The organism is Burkholderia sp. AU33423, assembly GCF_002223135.1.
GTDB lineage: Bacteria > Pseudomonadota > Gammaproteobacteria > Burkholderiales > Burkholderiaceae > Burkholderia > Burkholderia lata_D.
The window spans coordinates 1,961,791-1,976,458 of the sequence record NZ_NKFH01000007.1 but is presented as its reverse complement, the minus strand read 5'-3'; the positions used below and the strand labels follow the sequence as shown (position 1 = coordinate 1,976,458).

The window sequence follows — 14,668 nt, the reverse complement described above, 5'->3', positions numbered from 1 at the left end:
GGTACTACTGCATCATCAGCGTGCGCTACGCGGGACTTGGCCGTGGGTCGGCCGGTGCGGAAGCCGTCACGGGCGCCACTGTCGGGTTGAGTCGGCCGGATCAGCTGAGCCGGTAGGCCTTGCCCGGCGTCACTTCCGCCGGCAGCGGCTCGCGGTTCAGTTCGAGCAGCGTGCGCTCGATCTGGCGCGTCATCGCATCGAGGGCAAGATGGTTCGGCCCGTTGCCGAACGGTTCGGCGATCGCATGCGCGATCGCGTCGAGCGCGATCAGCGTATAGGCGACGAACACGCTGACGAACGGCGTCGCCGCGCCGATCGAATCGACGAGCCCGAACGGCAGCAGCACGCAGTATGCGTAGATGGTCCGGTGCAGCAGCACGTCGTATGAAAACGGGATCGGCGTCGACGCAATCCGTTCGCAGCCGCTCACCATCGATACCAGATCGTCGAGACGCGCGTCGAGCATCCACAGCCGCGTGTCGGACAGGTGGCCCGCATCGGCGCGCGCGGCGAACGCTTCGCGCAGTGCGTGCACGATGACGACCGGGCGGAACCGCGCAGCGGCGACACGCGCGTAGGTGGCGCCGTCGAGCAGCCCGCGCAGGTCCGCGGCCGGATCGGTGCCGCGCAGTTGATGCTTGAGCGCATAGACGTACGCGACGACCGTCCGCACGAACGCGCGCCGCGATGCGTCGTCACGGTCGATCGCACCGTAGCAGAGCGCCTGCGACACCAGCGTGCGCGAGGCGGTCAGCACGCCGCCCCACAGTTGCCGGCCCTCGCGGTAGCGTTCGTAGCTCGCGTTGTTGCGAAACCCCGCGAAGATCGCGAGCGTGAGGCCGATCAGCGTGAACGGCGTCGGGTTCAGCGGCACCTTCTCGCCGAGCACGCGGCCGCCACCCCATACCGCGACGAGGCTGATCGCGAGCGTCAGCACGAGCTGCGGCAGGATGGTCGGCAGCACCGAGCCATTCCAGACGAGCAGCATCCGCAGCCAGTGCTCGCGCGGACGAACGATCATCGCCGCGCTCCGTCAGGCGGCGATCGACGCCGGCGCGGCCGCGCGATGCAGCAGCACCGGAATCGACTTCGACGTCGGCGTGTTGCACACGTCGCCGACGCTGTCGAGCGGCACGAGCGGGTTCGTTTCCGGGTAGTACGCGCCGATGCAGCCGCGCGGGATGTCGTACTCGACGAGCAGGAAGCCGTCCGCGCGCCGCTCGATGCCGTCGTGCCACACGGTCTCCATGTCGACCCAGTCGCCGGCCTTCAGGCCGAGCATCGCGAGATCGTCGCGGTTGGCGAACACCACGCGGCGCTGGCCGAACACGCCGCGATAGCGGTCGTCGAGCCCGTAGACGGTCGTGTTGTACTGGTCGTGCGAGCGCGTCGTCATCAGCGTCATCAGCCGTTCGCCGTGCAGCGCGCGGGCACGCTGGATCGGCGTGTCGGCCGGCAGCGCGTGCGCGATGAAGTTCGCCTTGCCGGTCGGCGTGAGCCATTCGCGGTCGCGCGACGCCACGCGCAGGTGGAAGCCGCCCGGCCTTGCGATGCGCGTGTTGTAGTCGTAGAAGCCGTCGAGCGTCGCCTCGATCGCGTCGCGGATCTTCGCGTAGTCGTCCTTGTACGCGAGCCAGTCGATCTTGCCGCTGCCGAATAGCGCATGGCCCATGTGCGCAACGATCGCGGGCTCCGACATCAGGTTCGCCGACGCCGGCTTGTTCATCCCGTACGACACGTGGACCATGCTCATCGAATCCTCGACCGTCACGCCTTGCGCGACGTTGTCCTGCAGGTCGATCTCGGTGCGGCCGAGCGTCGGCAGGATCAGTGCGTCGCGGCCGTGGATCAGGTGGCTGCGGTTCAGCTTCGTCGTGATGTGTACGGAGAGGTCGCAGCGGCGCATGCCTTCCCACGTGCGCGGCGTGTCCGGCGTCGCCATCGCGAAGTTGCCGCCGAGGCCGATCAGCACCTTCACGTGGCCTTCGAGCATCCCTTCGATCGTCTCGACGACGTCGTAGCCGTGGTGGCGCGGCGGTTCGAAATCGAACACGTGGCCGAGCCGGTCGAGGAACGCCTGCGACGGCTTTTCCTCGATGCCGACCGTGCGGTTGCCCTGCACGTTCGAGTGTCCGCGCACCGGGCACAGGCCGGCGCCGGGGCGGCCGATGTTGCCGCGCATCAGCATCAGGTTGGTCAGCATCTGCACGGTCGCGACCGAATGCTTGTGCTGCGTGATGCCCATCCCCCACGTCGCGATCACGCGCTCGCTGCGTGCATAGAGCTGCGCGAGGCTGTCGATCTGTTCGTACGGCACGCCGCTTTCGGCCGTCAGCGCGGACCAGCTTTCGTTGCGCAGGTCGTCGGCGAATGCGTCGAAACCGGCCGTGTGCTCGCCGATGAACGCGGTGTCGAGCACGCGCGGCGCACCGGCGGCGCGCGCGGCGTCGTCGAGTTCGAGCACGCGTTTCGCCATCCCCTTGATCAGCGCGAAATCGCCGCCGATCGTGGGCTGGATGAACGTCGATGCGATTTTGGTGCCCGACATCGTCAGCATTTCGATCGGGCTTTGCGGATCGGCGAAGCGTTCGAGGCCGCGTTCCTTCAGCGGGTTGATCGACACGATCGTCGCGCCGCGCTTCGCGCACTCGCGCAACTCGCCCATCATCCGCGGGTGGTTGGTGGCCGGGTTCTGGCCGAAGATCAGCAGCGTGTCCGCGTGTTCGAAATCGTCGAGCGTGACGGTGCCCTTGCCGACGCCGACCGACGCCGGCAGCCCGCGGCTCGTCGCCTCGTGGCACATGTTCGAGCAGTCGGGGAAGTTGTTCGTGCCGTACAGGCGCACGAGCAGCTGGTACAGGAACGCCGCTTCGTTGCTGGCGCGGCCGGACGTGTAGAACGCGGCCTGGTTCGGGTCGGGCAGCGCCCGCAGATGGCGTGCGATCAACTCGAACGCGTCGTCCCACGCGATCGGCACGTAGCGGTCGGTCTGCGCGTCGTACACCATCGGGTCGGTGAGCCGGCCGTGCTGCTCGAGTTCGAAATCCGACTGTTCGAGCAGCTCGGTGACCGTGTGCGCGGCGAAGAAGTCGGGCGTCACGCGCTTGCTCGTCGCTTCCGCCGCCACGGCCTTCACGCCGTTTTCGCAGAATTCGAACGTCGATGCGTGCTGGCGATCGGGCCACGCGCAACCCGGGCAGTCGAAGCCGTCCGGCTGGTTCTGGCGCAGCAGCGTACGGTAGTTGCCGCCCGCGACCTTTTCCTTGATCAGGTTGATCGTGACGGCTTTCAGCGCGCCCCAGCCGGCGGCCGGGTGGGTGTACGGTTCGATGCGCGCGGTGGCGGATTTCTTTTTCATCATGCAGCGGGTGTCGGGGTCGATGGGTGCAGAGTACGCGCGGCCCCCGTCCGGCTGTGTGTACACCTGTTCACTCCAAAAAAGAGTACAGTTTCGGCCATTCAGGCAGTGCGGATCGCAACTGTATTGTTGAAGGGAAGTTGAAAGGGAGGCGCGTGAAGCGTTACGAACAACTGGCCGACGATCTCCAGGCGCAGATCGAGCGTGGCGTGTACCGGCCCGGCGAGCGGATTCCGTCGGTCCGGCAGGCGAGCCGGCAGCAGCAGCTCAGCGTCACGACCGTGTTGCGTGCGTACCTCGTGCTGGAAAGCCGCGGCCTGATCGAAAGCCGGCCGCAATCGGGCTATTTCGTCCGCGCGCGCGCGTCGGCGCCGGCCGAGGCCGAGCTGCACATGTCGGCGCCGGCTGCCGAGCCGTCGGCCGTGGACGTGAGCCGGCTCGTGCTGTCGACGCTGCGCTCGATCTCGCGCGACGACGCGGTGCCGCTCGGCTCGCCGTATCCCGATGCGTCGCAGTTTCCGGTACAGCGTCTCGCGCGCTATGCGCAGACGATCGGCCGCCGCCGCACGCGCTGGGGCGTGATCGACGATCTGCCGCCCGGCAACCAGGAGCTGATCCGCCAGATCGCGCGGCGCTATGCGGAACGCGGGATCGTGGTCGAACCCGGCGAAATCGTGGTGACGATCGGCGCGACCGAGGCGATCAACCTGTGCCTGCAGGCCGTCGCGAAGCCGGGCGACACGATCGCCGTCGAGTCGCCGACGTTCTACGCGATGCTGCACGCGATCGAGCGGATGGGTATGCGCGCGCTGGAAGTCGCGACGCACCCGGTCGACGGCATCGATCTCGACGCGCTCGAACGGGTCCTCGAACGCGAGCGCATCGCCGCATGCATGGTGATGCCGAACTTCCAGAATCCGCTCGGCTTCCAGATGCCCGACACGCGCAAGCGCGCGCTCGTCGAGTTGCTCGCGAAGCATGGCGTGCCGGCGATCGAGAGCGACGTCTATCACGAGCTGCACTTCGGCGACACGACGCCGAGCGCGCTGAAGTCGTTCGACCGCGACGGGCTCGTGCTGCATTGCGCGTCGTTCACGAAGAGCCTGTCGCCGCGCTACCGGATCGGCTGGGCGATGCCGGGCCGCTACCGCGACCAGGTCGAGAAGCTGAAATTCCTGAACACGCTGGCCACGCCCGCGATCGAGCAGCTCGCGATTGCCGAGTACCTGAAATACGACGGCTACGATTTCCATCTGCGGCGCATGCGCAAGCAGTACGCGCAGCAGGCGAGCCTGATGAGCGCGATGGTGCGGCGCTTCTTCCCGGAAGGCACGCGGCTGTCGCAGCCGCAGGGCGGGTACGTGCTGTGGGTCGAGCTGCCGCGGCAGGTCGATGCGATGAAGCTGTATGCGGTTGCGCTCGCTCAAGGGATCACGGTCGGCCCCGGACACATGTTCTCGGCGAGCACCGATTACCGGCATTTCATCCGGCTCAACTACAGCTATCCGTGGTCGCGGCAGATCGAGGATGCGTTGAAGGTGCTCGGGCGGCTCGCGTCGGAGTGCGCGGCGCGCTGAGTGCAGGGGGCCGCGCGGCAAGCGGCGGCCGACGATCGGCCGCCACCGCATGCATTAACCCGCGTGCGGCGCCTGCAGCCCGGCTTGCGCGGCGCCGACCATCTGCCGCATGTCGAAGCCCGACGGGTGCTGGTACACGCGCAGCCCGAACTCCGGCAGCACCGCGATCAGGTGATCGAACAGGTCGGACTGGATGGCCTCGTAGTCGACCCACGTCGTCGTGTCGGTGAAGCAGTACAGTTCGAGCGGAATGCCTTCGGCCGTGAGCGGCAGTTGCCGCGCCATGCAGGTCATGTCGCGGCGGATGCGCGGATGGCCCTTCAGGTAGTTCGCGACATACGCGCGGAACGTGCCGAGGTTCGTCAGCTGGCGGCGGTTCGCCGGGCAGTCGCCGGCCGCGCCGAGCGTGCCGTTCCATTGCTCGATCGCGTCGACCTTGTCCTCGAGATAGTCCTTCAGCAGCGTCAGGCGTTCGAGCCGTTCGATCTCGTCGCTGGAGAGAAAGCGCACGCTCGTCGCGTCGACGAACAGCGCGCGCTTGATGCGGCGCCCGCCCGCTTCGGTCATGCCGCGCCAGTTCTGGTAGCTCTCGGTGATCAGTTTCCAGGTGGGCACGGTGATGATCGTGTGATCGAAGTTCGCGACCTTGACGGTGTTCAGCGTGATGTCGATCACGGTGCCGTCCGCGCCGGCCGACGGCATCGTGATCCAGTCGCCGATCCGCAGCATGTCGTTCGACGACAGCTGCACGCCCGCGACGAGGCCGAGCAGCGTGTCCTTGAAGATCAGCATCAGCACCGCGGACATCGCGCCGATGCCCGACAGCAGCAGGCCGATCTGCTTGCCGGTCGCGTCGCCGATCACGACGAGCGCGGCCGTGATGAACATCACGAGCTTGACGAGCTGCATCGCGCCTTTCAGCGACAGGTGCGGCTGGCCGCGATGATCGCGCTGGTACGTGCGATGCGTGTGTTCGAGCGCCGACAGCGTCGCGCTGACGGTCATCGTCACGAGGAACACGATCAGCGCGAACAGCACCTTGTCGGCGGCCTGTGCGGCCGTCTCGGGGATGCCGGGCACCGCGCCGAGCCCGAGCTTGATCACGACGAACGGGACGATGCGGTTCAGCCATTTGAATGCGCCGAACTCGAACAGCGCGTCGTCGACGCGCGTGGCGGAAAGCCGGGCGAGCCGCGCGACCACGCGGAACAGCAGGAAGTGGACGACGGCGGTGATCGCGCCGGCGGCGGCGAGCAGGATGAGGGTGCCGACGAGCGGCGCAAACCAGGATTCGTTCAGGGTCATAGGGGCAAACAGGGGCCTTCTCGTGCGTTGAATCGGCGCCGCGGCGCGGCGCGCGCCCGGTGAAGGGCACATGAAAGGGACCGTGATTGTGCCATCGGGTTCCGGGTGAGTTACTGCGAGTGCGTGGTGCGCGTCTCCCGAACCTCCTCACCATTGCGTAGGTTTCCTCTGTAATCGGGTGAGGGCGAGTGGTGAAAACGCATCACCGTGAGCCGCCGCACGCGCATGTTGCCGGGTGCGTTGCGCACTGGCCGGGGATCGGCTGGGGCCCGCTATGGCGGGCCTTCGCGCTTCGATGCGCGCGAACGGCGATCCATGCAATCATGCGGGCGTCGCCCGTGTCGGCGCATGTAACGCTCGCCTTCGCGTGCGGCTCATCGCCGACGGTGAGCGACACGTGCCACCTTCGCGCACTTGCCATGTGACGCCTGCCCGGGGCACGATGCGCGAACGACTTCGCGAACCCCGTCACCCCGTATTCACGCATTCCACGCATGCACGATTCCCACGAAAGCCGCCCGTCAGGCGTGCGGCTGCTGAAAGGCATCCTCCCGATCCGCCGCGGCGGGGCCATCCGCGACGTGTTCGCGGGCATTTCGCTCGCGTCGATGGACATCCCGCAGGTGCTCGGCTATGCGCGCATCGCCGGCATGCCGGCCGTCACGGGCCTCTACACGGTGTTCCTGCCGCTCGTCGCGTTCGCGTGCTTCGGCGCGTCGCGGCATCTGGTGGTGGCCGCCGATTCCGCGACCGCGACGATCTTCGCGAGCCGGCTGTCGTCGATGGCGCCGGCCGGCAGTACCGCGTACGTGGCGCTGGCCGGCATGGTCGCGCTGCTGACCGCCGCGATGCTGCTGCTCGCGCGCATCTTCAAGCTGGGCTTTCTCGCCGATTTCCTGTCGCGCACGGTGCTGGTCGGCTTTCTCGCCGGCGTCGGCGTGCAGGTGTCGATCGCGATGCTCGGCGACATGCTTGGGCTGGCCGTGCCGTACCCGGCGTCGCGCAGCCTGGCGCAGCTCGGCTACGTCGTCACGCATCTCGTCCACACGAACCGGCCGACGTTCACGCTCGCGGCGCTCGTCGTCGTTGCGATTCTCGCGTGCAAGCGGTTCCTGCCGCGCGTGCCGATGCCGATGATCGCGGTCGCCGGCAGCATCGCGGCCAGCTCCGCGTTCGGATTCGCCGCGCACGGCATCGCGGTGCTCGGGCCGGTCGCCGGTGGGTTGCCGCCGCTGCGCTGGCCGTCCGTCACGTGGCAGCAGTGCCTCGATCTCGTGCCGGTCGCAGCGTCCTGCTTCGTGATGATCATTGCGCAGAGTGCGGCCGCCGCACGCGTGTTCGCGCAGCAGTATGACGAGGAGGTCGACACCAACGCCGACATCCTCGGCCTCGCGGCCGCGAACGCGGCGGCGGCGGTGGGCGGCGCGTTCGTCGTCAACGGCAGCCCGACGCAGACGGCGATGGCCGACGGCGCGGGCGTGCGCAGCCAGATCGGGCACCTCGCGTTCGCGGCCGTGGTGGCGGTGGTCCTGCTGTTCTTCAGCACCTATCTGCAGTACCTGCCGCATGCGGTGCTGGCCGGTATCGTGTTCACGATCGCGCTCGGGCTGATCAACGTGCGCAGTCTCGCCGCGATCCGCAAGGAAAGCCCCGGCGAGTTCACGCTCGCGCTGGTGACGGCGCTGGCCGTCGTGACGGTCGGCGTCGAGCACGGCATCCTGCTGGCCGTCGCGCTGTCGCTGATGCGGCACGTGCGCCACAGCTACCAGCCGCACACGATGGTGCTCGAACCGGTCGAAGGCAACGGGCGGTGGCAGCCGGTGCCCGCGCGGCGCGGCGCGACGACGGCGCCGGGGCTGATCGTCTACCGGTTCGGCTCCGACCTGTTCTTCGCGAACGATCACCTGTTCACCGCCGAAGTGACCGAACTCGTCGATGCGGCGCCGGTGCCGACGCGCTGGTTCGTCGTCGACGCGGGCGCGATCACCGACATCGACTATTCGGCCGCGCGGACGCTGATCGACCTCGTCAGAATGCTGCAGGCGCGCGGGATCGGCGTGCTGTTCGGGCGTGTCAATCGCTACCTGCGCGCGGACATGGATCGTCACCAGATCACGGAGGTCATCGGCGCGTCGTGCATCTTCCCGACACTGCACCAGGCACTGGAAGCCGCCGGCACGACGCCGGCGCCGCAGGAACCGGGCATCGTGTAGCGGGAGCCGACGCTAGGCCGCCGCCCGCACGCGCGCGAAGCCATTGCGCAGGTGGCGGGCGAGTTCCGCCGCGGCCGGCGTGCGCTGGCCGCGCGGCAGATGCAGGTTGATCGCGAAGTTCGGCAGCGCGGGCAGGCCGCTGTCGGCCGGCAGGATGTCGAGGTCGGCCGGTACGGTCGACGCGAGCCAGGCGGTCACCGCGAGGTCGGAGCGCACGGTCGCGGCCGTCGCATCGATGCTGCCGTTCTCGAACACCGTGCGCCACGCGCGATCGCAGCCGCGCAGCGCGTCGAGCACCGTCGGGCGGAACGCGCAGGTCTGCGCGACCATCGACACGGGCAGCGGCGTATTCCGGTACGCGGTGCCGCCTTTCGCGCCGACCCAGACCAGGCGGTCGACGGCGATGCACTCGCCGCGTGACGGCCCGACCGGCGCCTCGATCAGCGCGACGTCGAGTTCGCCCTGCGTGAGCCCCCGGCGCAGCTCCGGCGACGCCGCGCACACGAGCGAGAGCGCGACCTGCGGATGCGCCTGCGCATAGCCTTTGAGGATCGGCGCGAGGCAGCTGCCGACGAGATCCTGCGGCGCACCGAGGCGAACTGTGCCCTCGACCGCGCCGGCCGTCATGTCGGTCAGCAGCGCATCGTGCACGGCGAGCAGCCGGCGCGCCTGCCCGAGCAGCCGCTCGCCGTCCGCCGTGAGCAGCAGGTTGCGATGCTCGCGGACGAACAGCGGGCCGGACAGCGTTTCGAGCCGTGCGACCTGCTGGCTGATCGCGCCTTGCGTCAGGTGCAGCGCACGGCTGGCCGCTGTCATGCTGCGATGCTCGGCGACCGTGACGAAGGCGCGCAGCAGCGCGATGTCGAGATTGCGTACCATGCGACGCATTATGAACGCTAATGGTAGGCATAAAAAGCTTTCGCTGTCGTAATGGGAAGATCGCGGGTAAAACGAGGCTTCGACGACGACAACCGGGAGCTTCCGTGCCGTTCCGCGACTACCTGCCGCTGATGCTGTTCGTGATCGTGTCCACCGTGACGCCGGGCGGCGCGACGACGCTCGCGACCGCCTCGGGCGCGCATTTCGGCTATCGGCGTTCGCTGCCGCTGATGGCGGGCATCGCGGCCGGCCTGGCGTCGATGGCCGCCGCTGCCGCCGCCGGGCTCGGCGGCGTGCTGCTTGCGTTGCCCGCGTTGCAGCTCGCGATGAAGGCGGTCGGGTCGGTGTATCTCGTGTGGCTGGCCGTCCGTATCGGGCGTGGTGGCAAGCCGCGGCTCGATGCCGCCGTGCATCGGCCGCAGGGGTTCGTCAGCGGTGTCTGGATGCTCTGGCACAACCCGAAAGGCTGGGCGATGACGCTCGGCGCGGCCGCGTCGTTCGCCGCGCTCGCATCCGGCCCGGCACGGCTCGGCATCTTGCTCGGGCTGGCGTTCGGCGTGGCCGCGATGGCGTCGCTGTCGCTCTGGTGTTTCGCCGGGCTGCTGTTCGCGCGCGTGCTGCGTACGGAGCGGCAGTGGCGCTGGCTGAATGCCGGGCTCGGCGCGCTGCTGGTGGCGTCGATCGTGCCGATGTGGCTGCCATAGCGACGCCGCGCGCGGGGCACGGCGCAGCGTGACGAGCGCTCGCGGTCAGCGCGAACCGGCGCGCGCGGCGCCGGCAGGTTTCCCGCCCGCACCGGCCGACCACAACGGCAGCCGCAGCGTCGTGACGAAGCTCGCGGCGTGCAGCACGCAGAGCAGTCCGAACGCCCACGCATAGGCGTTCCCCGGTGTACCGCCACCCGTCGCCGATTCGACCTGCAGCCGCCATGCGAGGAACAGCGTGCACACCGTCGTGAACGTCGGGCCACCGAGACGCTGCACGATATTGAGCGAGGTCGTCGCCATTGGCAGGTTGCGGCGCTCGACCGACGCATACGCGGCGGAAATCGACGGTGCGCCGATCGCGCTCTGGCCCATGCCGCGCAGAAACAGCGCCGGCACGAGCCAGTACGGATCGTAGCCGGTCAGCGCGAGAAACACGAACGGCAGCGTCGCGAACAGTGCGAGCAACGCGCCTGCGGCGGCCAGCCGGCGCACGCCGAACCGGCTCGTGAGCGCGCCCATCGACGGGTACGTGACCAGCATGCCGAGCCCCATCGGCGCGAGCAGCCAGCCCATTTCTCCGGGTGTGCGGCCGCAGGCCTGGATCAGAAACACCGGAATCAGCATCTGGCCCGCGAACAGTGCGCCGTTCGACAGGAATTGCGTCGACGCGGCCGCGCCGAACACCTTCCGGCGAAACAGCGCCAGGTCGATCAGCGCGCGGTCGCCCTTGCGCGTTTCGACCCGCAGGAACGCCGCGAGCAACAGCGCGGCCGCGACGATCGCCGCGATGCCCGGCGCTTCGTTGATTCGCTCGATCCCGTACAGGAACAGCACGAGCCCCGGCGACAGCAGCGCGAGGCCGACCCAGTCGAGTTCGCGCGGTTGCGTGTCGTCGCGGTCGCCGGGCAGGAACCGCACGGCCAGCACGAGTGCCAACGCGCCGACGGGGAGGTTCACTAGAAAGAGCCAGCGCCACGATGTGTGCTGCAGGATCGCGCCGGCAACGACCGGGCCGAGAATTGGCGCGAGCAATACGGGCACGGCCACGTAGCCGATCACGCGCGCCATCTGCTGGCCGGCGACACGCGCGATCATCATCTGCGCCATCGGCGCGAGCAGCCCGCCGCTCACGCCTTGCAGCACGCGGAAGGCGATCAGCGAGGGCGCGGACCACGCGAGCCCGCACAGCGCCGACGTGAGCGTGAACGCCGAGAAGCACCACAGATACAGCGCCTTCGCGCCGATCCGGTCGACGAGCCAGCCGTTCAGCGGCAGCACCAGCGTGAGCGCGAGCAGGTAGCCGCTCGTCACCCACTGGATCGTCGAGAGGTTCGCGTGCAGGTCGGTCGCGAGGCTCGACAGCGACACGTTGACGATCGTCGCGTCGAGCTGCGACAGCAGCGAGCCCAGCACCGCGACCGCGCTGACCTTCCAGATTGACGGATCGAGCCGGCCGGCCGCATGGTCCCGCGCCGGACGCGTGCGCGGGTCGCTCACGCGCCGCGCCGGTCGAGCAGCGCGACGATGTCCTGCGTCGTGCCCGTCTCGCCGAGGCGCGGGAACAGACGCTCGACGCTGTTCACATGCGCATCCGCGTTGAGGTCGGTCATGGCGTCGACGGCGAGCGTGACGTTGTAGCCGAGTTCGTGCGCCTGCCGTGCGGTCGATTCGACGCCGATGCTCGTCGCGACGCCGGTCAGTACGATCTGCGTGACGCCGGCGGCCTTCAGGTGCGCGTCGAGATCGGTGCCGGTGAAGGCGCCCCAGGTCTTTTTCGTCACGAGGTGGTCGCCCGGCTGCCGGTTCAGTTCGGGGACGAGGTCGGCCCAGTCGGCCGGGAGTTGTGCCGTGCGCGGCGGTTGCTCGGTGCGACCCGGTGCGCCGCCCGCGACGTTGACGAGCACGACCGGCAGGCCGCGGCTGCGGAACGCGTCGAGCAGCGTGCGGGTGTGTGCGATCACCGGTTCGACCGGGTGCGCGGTGGGGAGGGCGACGATGCCTTTCTGCAGGTCGATGACGACGAGTGCCGTGTTCGTGTCGAGACGGGTTGCGCTCATGATGGGACTCCGTGAAAGGGACGAAGGAAGCCGTGCGCGCGAATGCCGTGGGGCGCGCCGGCCGGATTCATTGCTCGCCGATGCGGCGGATCAGCGGGATCGCGGCGGCGAGCGTGGCGATGTCTTCGGGATCGAGCTGCGCGATCGCGGCGCCGAGCCATTGGTGTTTCGCGGCGTTGCGCTTGAGCCGTGCGTCGAGGCCGGCCGCGGTCAGCCGGAACAGGATCTGGCGGCCGTCGGTCGGATGCGGTTCGCGTTCGACGAGACCGTCTTCCTCGAGGCTTGCAAGCGTCGCCTTCATCGACTGCGGTTTCATCGCTTCAGCACGCGCGAGATCGGCGGTCGTCATCGGCCCGTGCCGTTCGAGTCGCGCGAGCGCGCTCGTCTGGGACATGCCGAGCCCTCCGGGTTCGATCTCGGAGCGGAGCCGGCGGATCAACTGGCCGACCGCGAGGGTCAGGTCGGCGGCGACGATATCAGCGGAAACGCCGGGTTTGCGTGGAGGGTTCATGCGGCGGATCATAAAACACGACAGTTAAACTTGCAAGTTTACCTGTCAAATTGATCGCCGGATCGCGGTGCGGCCGGGCGGGGGGTTATGCGCCGGGGAGCGGGACCGGTACGACTTCGCTATATCGCGGGGTCGCGTTCTCGTGCAGCAGGTCGCCGAGGTATTGCGCCAGTTCGTCGGCGGCAAGCGCGGACGGAATGTGCAGGTCTGCCGGGCGTCGCTTGCCTTCGGCGCCGAGAGCAAACACGATCCAGCGGTCGTTCTTGCGTACGACGGCGAGTAGCCGGCCAAATGCGTTGAAGCGGTATTCGTCCTGCATGGCATCGCTCCGTGAGGGTGAACGCACCGGCTGCCCGTGCGTGCTTACTGGATCGAACAGGACAGCCAGCGGTGGATCTTGATGGCGTCACTCGAGACGCCCGCGCGCGTCGGCGCACCGAGCAGCACGACCGTTTCGCGGCGGCCCTTCACACGCATGCGCATCACGACGCCGTGCCCCGACTCGTTGATGAAGCCGGTCTTCTGCAGCCGGATCGGCAGGCGGCGGTAGCGGACGAGCGGATCGGAATTCACGTACAGCAGCTCGCCGTCGCCCGGGCGCACGGTGGTTGACGTATCCGTCGAGAAATAGCGGATCAGCGGATCCTGCGCCGCCGCGCCGACGAGCTTCGCGAGATCCTCCGCCGTCGACACGTTGTGCGGCGACAGGCCGGTCGGCTCGCGGAAGTGCGTATGGCGCATGCCGAGCCGGCGCGCTTCGCGATTCATCGCGTTGACGAACGCGGCGCGTCCGCCCGGATAGTCGCGGCTCAGCGCGGCGGCCGCGCGGTTTTCCGACGACATCAGCGCGATATGGAACATCTCGCGGCGCGACAGTTCCGAGCCGACCTGCAGGCGCGACCCGGTGAACTTGATCGTGTCGCGGTCGTGCGCGGTGACGCGCAGCACGCCGTTCAGCGGGCGGTCCGCGTCGCGCGCGACGACGGCCGTCATCAGCTTCGAGATCGACGCGATCGGCCGCACGGTGCGTGCGTTGCGGGCCAGCAGCGGCGTGCCCGAGTCGACGTCGAGCACGTAGGCCGCACGTGAATGCAGGGAATTGACCGCGCGCGGGCTGTAGCCGCAGCTCGCCATCAGGCGCGGCCTGGCGGCCGGGCGCGGGCGTACGGCGGTCGTGCGCTTGGCGCGACGCTGCTGCGGGGCCGGCGCCGCGTGACGCTTGACCGCCTGGTGCTTCACGCGCGGGCGGCGATGCTTGACGGCTTTCCTGTTGCGCTGGGCCGGTTTCTTCTTGACGGTTTTCTTGACGGCTTTCGCCGGCGCATGAGCATGCGCGGCGCGCGGCGGCGGGTTGCGTGGCGTGGACGACGCGTTCGTCGCGAAGGCGAACATCAGCATCGACAGGGCGACGAGCAGGATGGTCCGGGCGAGAGGCAGGCGCGCGATGAGGCCGGTCAAGCGAAAGTCTCCTTTTCACGCGCGGTGAGGCTGCGTGGAATGCGTGGTGGTCGGCGGGATGCGGAAAATTATACGGTCGATCGCGGGGCGATGACGATTGAAGGCGGGAAAAGATGCGCGATTCGGTGAAATTGGGAGACGCTGATCGGTGATTCGAGGAGGGCGCAGCGGCCTGCGCGCTTGCGGTCGCGCGAGATATGACGCGATACGCGGCGCGATCTTAGATCGATAGCGCCGATGCTCAACGCGGCCAGTTGCGCCGCGACACCACCGCGAAGCTGATCGCGATCGAGCCGGTCACGGGGCGCGGCGGCGCGTCGTTCAGCGCACTCATCGCGTCCACCGCATCGCCGAAACGAAAACGGCGGCCGCGGCCGTCGGCGCGTTCGGTATGTTCGACTCGTTCGGCACGACGTTTCGGCGCGCGCCGATCGATCGTTGCGGCGCGTTCGTCGATGGCGGCCGGCGCGCACGAGGTGTCGTCGGGCGGACATTCACACACGGGATCAAGAGACATGACGATCGATTCCGGAAAGGGCATGTCCGTATTGAACGTCATCGCATTCGATCGGTAAAATGAATGTTTCTATCGTTACGATTCCT

13 protein-coding genes are annotated in these 14,668 nt (G+C 68.4%); 3 read left to right on the top strand and 10 right to left on the bottom strand.

What is annotated here, in order from left to right; all coding sequences use genetic code 11:
- Positions 1-100: 100 nt before the first annotated feature.
- Positions 101-1,021 carry a bestrophin family protein gene (locus CFB50_RS27490; RefSeq protein WP_089447881.1) on the bottom strand — a complete coding sequence of 307 codons (921 nt, stop codon included), beginning with the start codon at positions 1,019-1,021 and terminating at the stop codon, positions 101-103.
- Positions 1,022-1,033: 12 nt separating this feature from the next.
- A complete protein-coding gene (locus CFB50_RS27485; RefSeq protein WP_089448437.1) occupies positions 1,034-3,358 on the bottom strand; it encodes an FdhF/YdeP family oxidoreductase in 2,325 nt (774 codons plus the stop codon).
- 155 nt (positions 3,359-3,513) lie between these two features.
- On the opposite strand from CFB50_RS27485, the gene CFB50_RS27475 reads away from it, so the two are divergent.
- Complete coding sequence (locus CFB50_RS27475) at positions 3,514-4,935, top strand: aminotransferase-like domain-containing protein (protein WP_069251814.1); 1,422 nt, start codon at positions 3,514-3,516, stop codon at positions 4,933-4,935.
- Positions 4,936-4,989: 54 nt separating this feature from the next.
- Here CFB50_RS27475 and CFB50_RS27470 read toward each other — a convergent pair whose 3' ends face one another.
- On the bottom strand, positions 4,990-6,240 hold the full coding sequence (locus CFB50_RS27470; protein ID WP_089447880.1) for a mechanosensitive ion channel family protein: 1,251 nt from the start codon (positions 6,238-6,240) through the stop codon (positions 4,990-4,992).
- A 494-nt stretch (positions 6,241-6,734) separates the two neighbouring features.
- Here CFB50_RS27470 and CFB50_RS27465 point away from each other — a divergent pair, with 494 nt between their 5' ends.
- Positions 6,735-8,453, top strand: coding sequence for a SulP family inorganic anion transporter (locus CFB50_RS27465; RefSeq protein WP_089447879.1), 1,719 nt, complete (start codon positions 6,735-6,737; stop codon positions 8,451-8,453).
- A gap of 12 nt (positions 8,454-8,465) precedes the next feature.
- Here CFB50_RS27465 and CFB50_RS27460 read toward each other — a convergent pair whose 3' ends face one another.
- The gene (locus tag CFB50_RS27460; RefSeq protein WP_089447878.1) at positions 8,466-9,341 is read right to left on the bottom strand and encodes a LysR substrate-binding domain-containing protein; all 876 of its coding nucleotides are present in this window, start codon (positions 9,339-9,341) and stop codon (positions 8,466-8,468) included.
- Between the two features lie 95 nt (positions 9,342-9,436).
- On the opposite strand from CFB50_RS27460, the gene CFB50_RS27455 reads away from it, so the two are divergent.
- Positions 9,437-10,036, top strand: a complete 600-nt coding sequence (locus tag CFB50_RS27455; RefSeq protein ID WP_083266112.1) for a LysE family translocator — start codon at positions 9,437-9,439, stop codon at positions 10,034-10,036.
- Between the two features lie 45 nt (positions 10,037-10,081).
- Here the strand turns inward: CFB50_RS27455 and CFB50_RS27450 are convergent, their stop codons facing one another.
- From CFB50_RS27450 to CFB50_RS27425, 6 genes are all read right to left on the bottom strand, one after another.
- Positions 10,082-11,536: a DHA2 family efflux MFS transporter permease subunit gene (locus tag CFB50_RS27450; protein WP_089447877.1), complete on the bottom strand. Its 1,455-nt coding sequence runs from the start codon at positions 11,534-11,536 to the stop codon at positions 10,082-10,084.
- Positions 11,533-12,096 (bottom strand): isochorismatase family protein, encoded by a 564-nt coding sequence (locus tag CFB50_RS27445; RefSeq protein ID WP_089447876.1) that lies wholly within the window; start codon positions 12,094-12,096, stop codon positions 11,533-11,535. The genes CFB50_RS27450 and CFB50_RS27445 overlap by 4 nt, the downstream gene beginning before the upstream one ends.
- A 67-nt stretch (positions 12,097-12,163) precedes the next feature.
- Positions 12,164-12,619, bottom strand: a complete 456-nt coding sequence (locus CFB50_RS27440; protein ID WP_089447875.1) for a MarR family winged helix-turn-helix transcriptional regulator — start codon at positions 12,617-12,619, stop codon at positions 12,164-12,166.
- Positions 12,620-12,692: 73 nt separating this feature from the next.
- On the bottom strand, positions 12,693-12,926 hold the full coding sequence (locus CFB50_RS27435) for a DUF7661 family protein (RefSeq protein WP_069251808.1): 234 nt from the start codon (positions 12,924-12,926) through the stop codon (positions 12,693-12,695).
- Positions 12,927-12,970: 44 nt separating this feature from the next.
- Positions 12,971-14,065, bottom strand: coding sequence for a serine hydrolase (locus CFB50_RS27430; protein ID WP_089447874.1), 1,095 nt, complete (start codon positions 14,063-14,065; stop codon positions 12,971-12,973).
- Positions 14,066-14,306: 241 nt separating this feature from the next.
- Complete coding sequence (locus CFB50_RS27425; RefSeq protein ID WP_089447873.1) at positions 14,307-14,624, bottom strand: hypothetical protein; 318 nt, start codon at positions 14,622-14,624, stop codon at positions 14,307-14,309.
- Positions 14,625-14,668: the final 44 nt, after the last annotated feature.

What these genes read in the sequence shown, in the direction of transcription:
- CFB50_RS27490 (WP_089447881.1), bottom strand. Translation starts at nt 1,021, where the DNA reads ATGATCGTTCGTCCGCGCGAGCACTGGCTGCGGATGCTGCTCGTCTGG.
- CFB50_RS27485 (WP_089448437.1), bottom strand. Translation starts at nt 3,358, where the DNA reads ATGAAAAAGAAATCCGCCACCGCGCGCATCGAACCGTACACCCACCCG.
- CFB50_RS27470 (WP_089447880.1), bottom strand. Translation starts at nt 6,240, where the DNA reads ATGACCCTGAACGAATCCTGGTTTGCGCCGCTCGTCGGCACCCTCATC.
- CFB50_RS27465 (WP_089447879.1), top strand. Translation starts at nt 6,735, where the DNA reads ATGCACGATTCCCACGAAAGCCGCCCGTCAGGCGTGCGGCTGCTGAAA.
- CFB50_RS27460 (WP_089447878.1), bottom strand. Translation starts at nt 9,341, where the DNA reads ATGCGTCGCATGGTACGCAATCTCGACATCGCGCTGCTGCGCGCCTTC.
- CFB50_RS27445 (WP_089447876.1), bottom strand. Translation starts at nt 12,096, where the DNA reads ATGAGCGCAACCCGTCTCGACACGAACACGGCACTCGTCGTCATCGAC.
- CFB50_RS27440 (WP_089447875.1), bottom strand. Translation starts at nt 12,619, where the DNA reads ATGATCCGCCGCATGAACCCTCCACGCAAACCCGGCGTTTCCGCTGAT.
- CFB50_RS27435 (WP_069251808.1), bottom strand. Translation starts at nt 12,926, where the DNA reads ATGCAGGACGAATACCGCTTCAACGCATTTGGCCGGCTACTCGCCGTC.
- CFB50_RS27425 (WP_089447873.1), bottom strand. Translation starts at nt 14,624, where the DNA reads ATGACGTTCAATACGGACATGCCCTTTCCGGAATCGATCGTCATGTCT.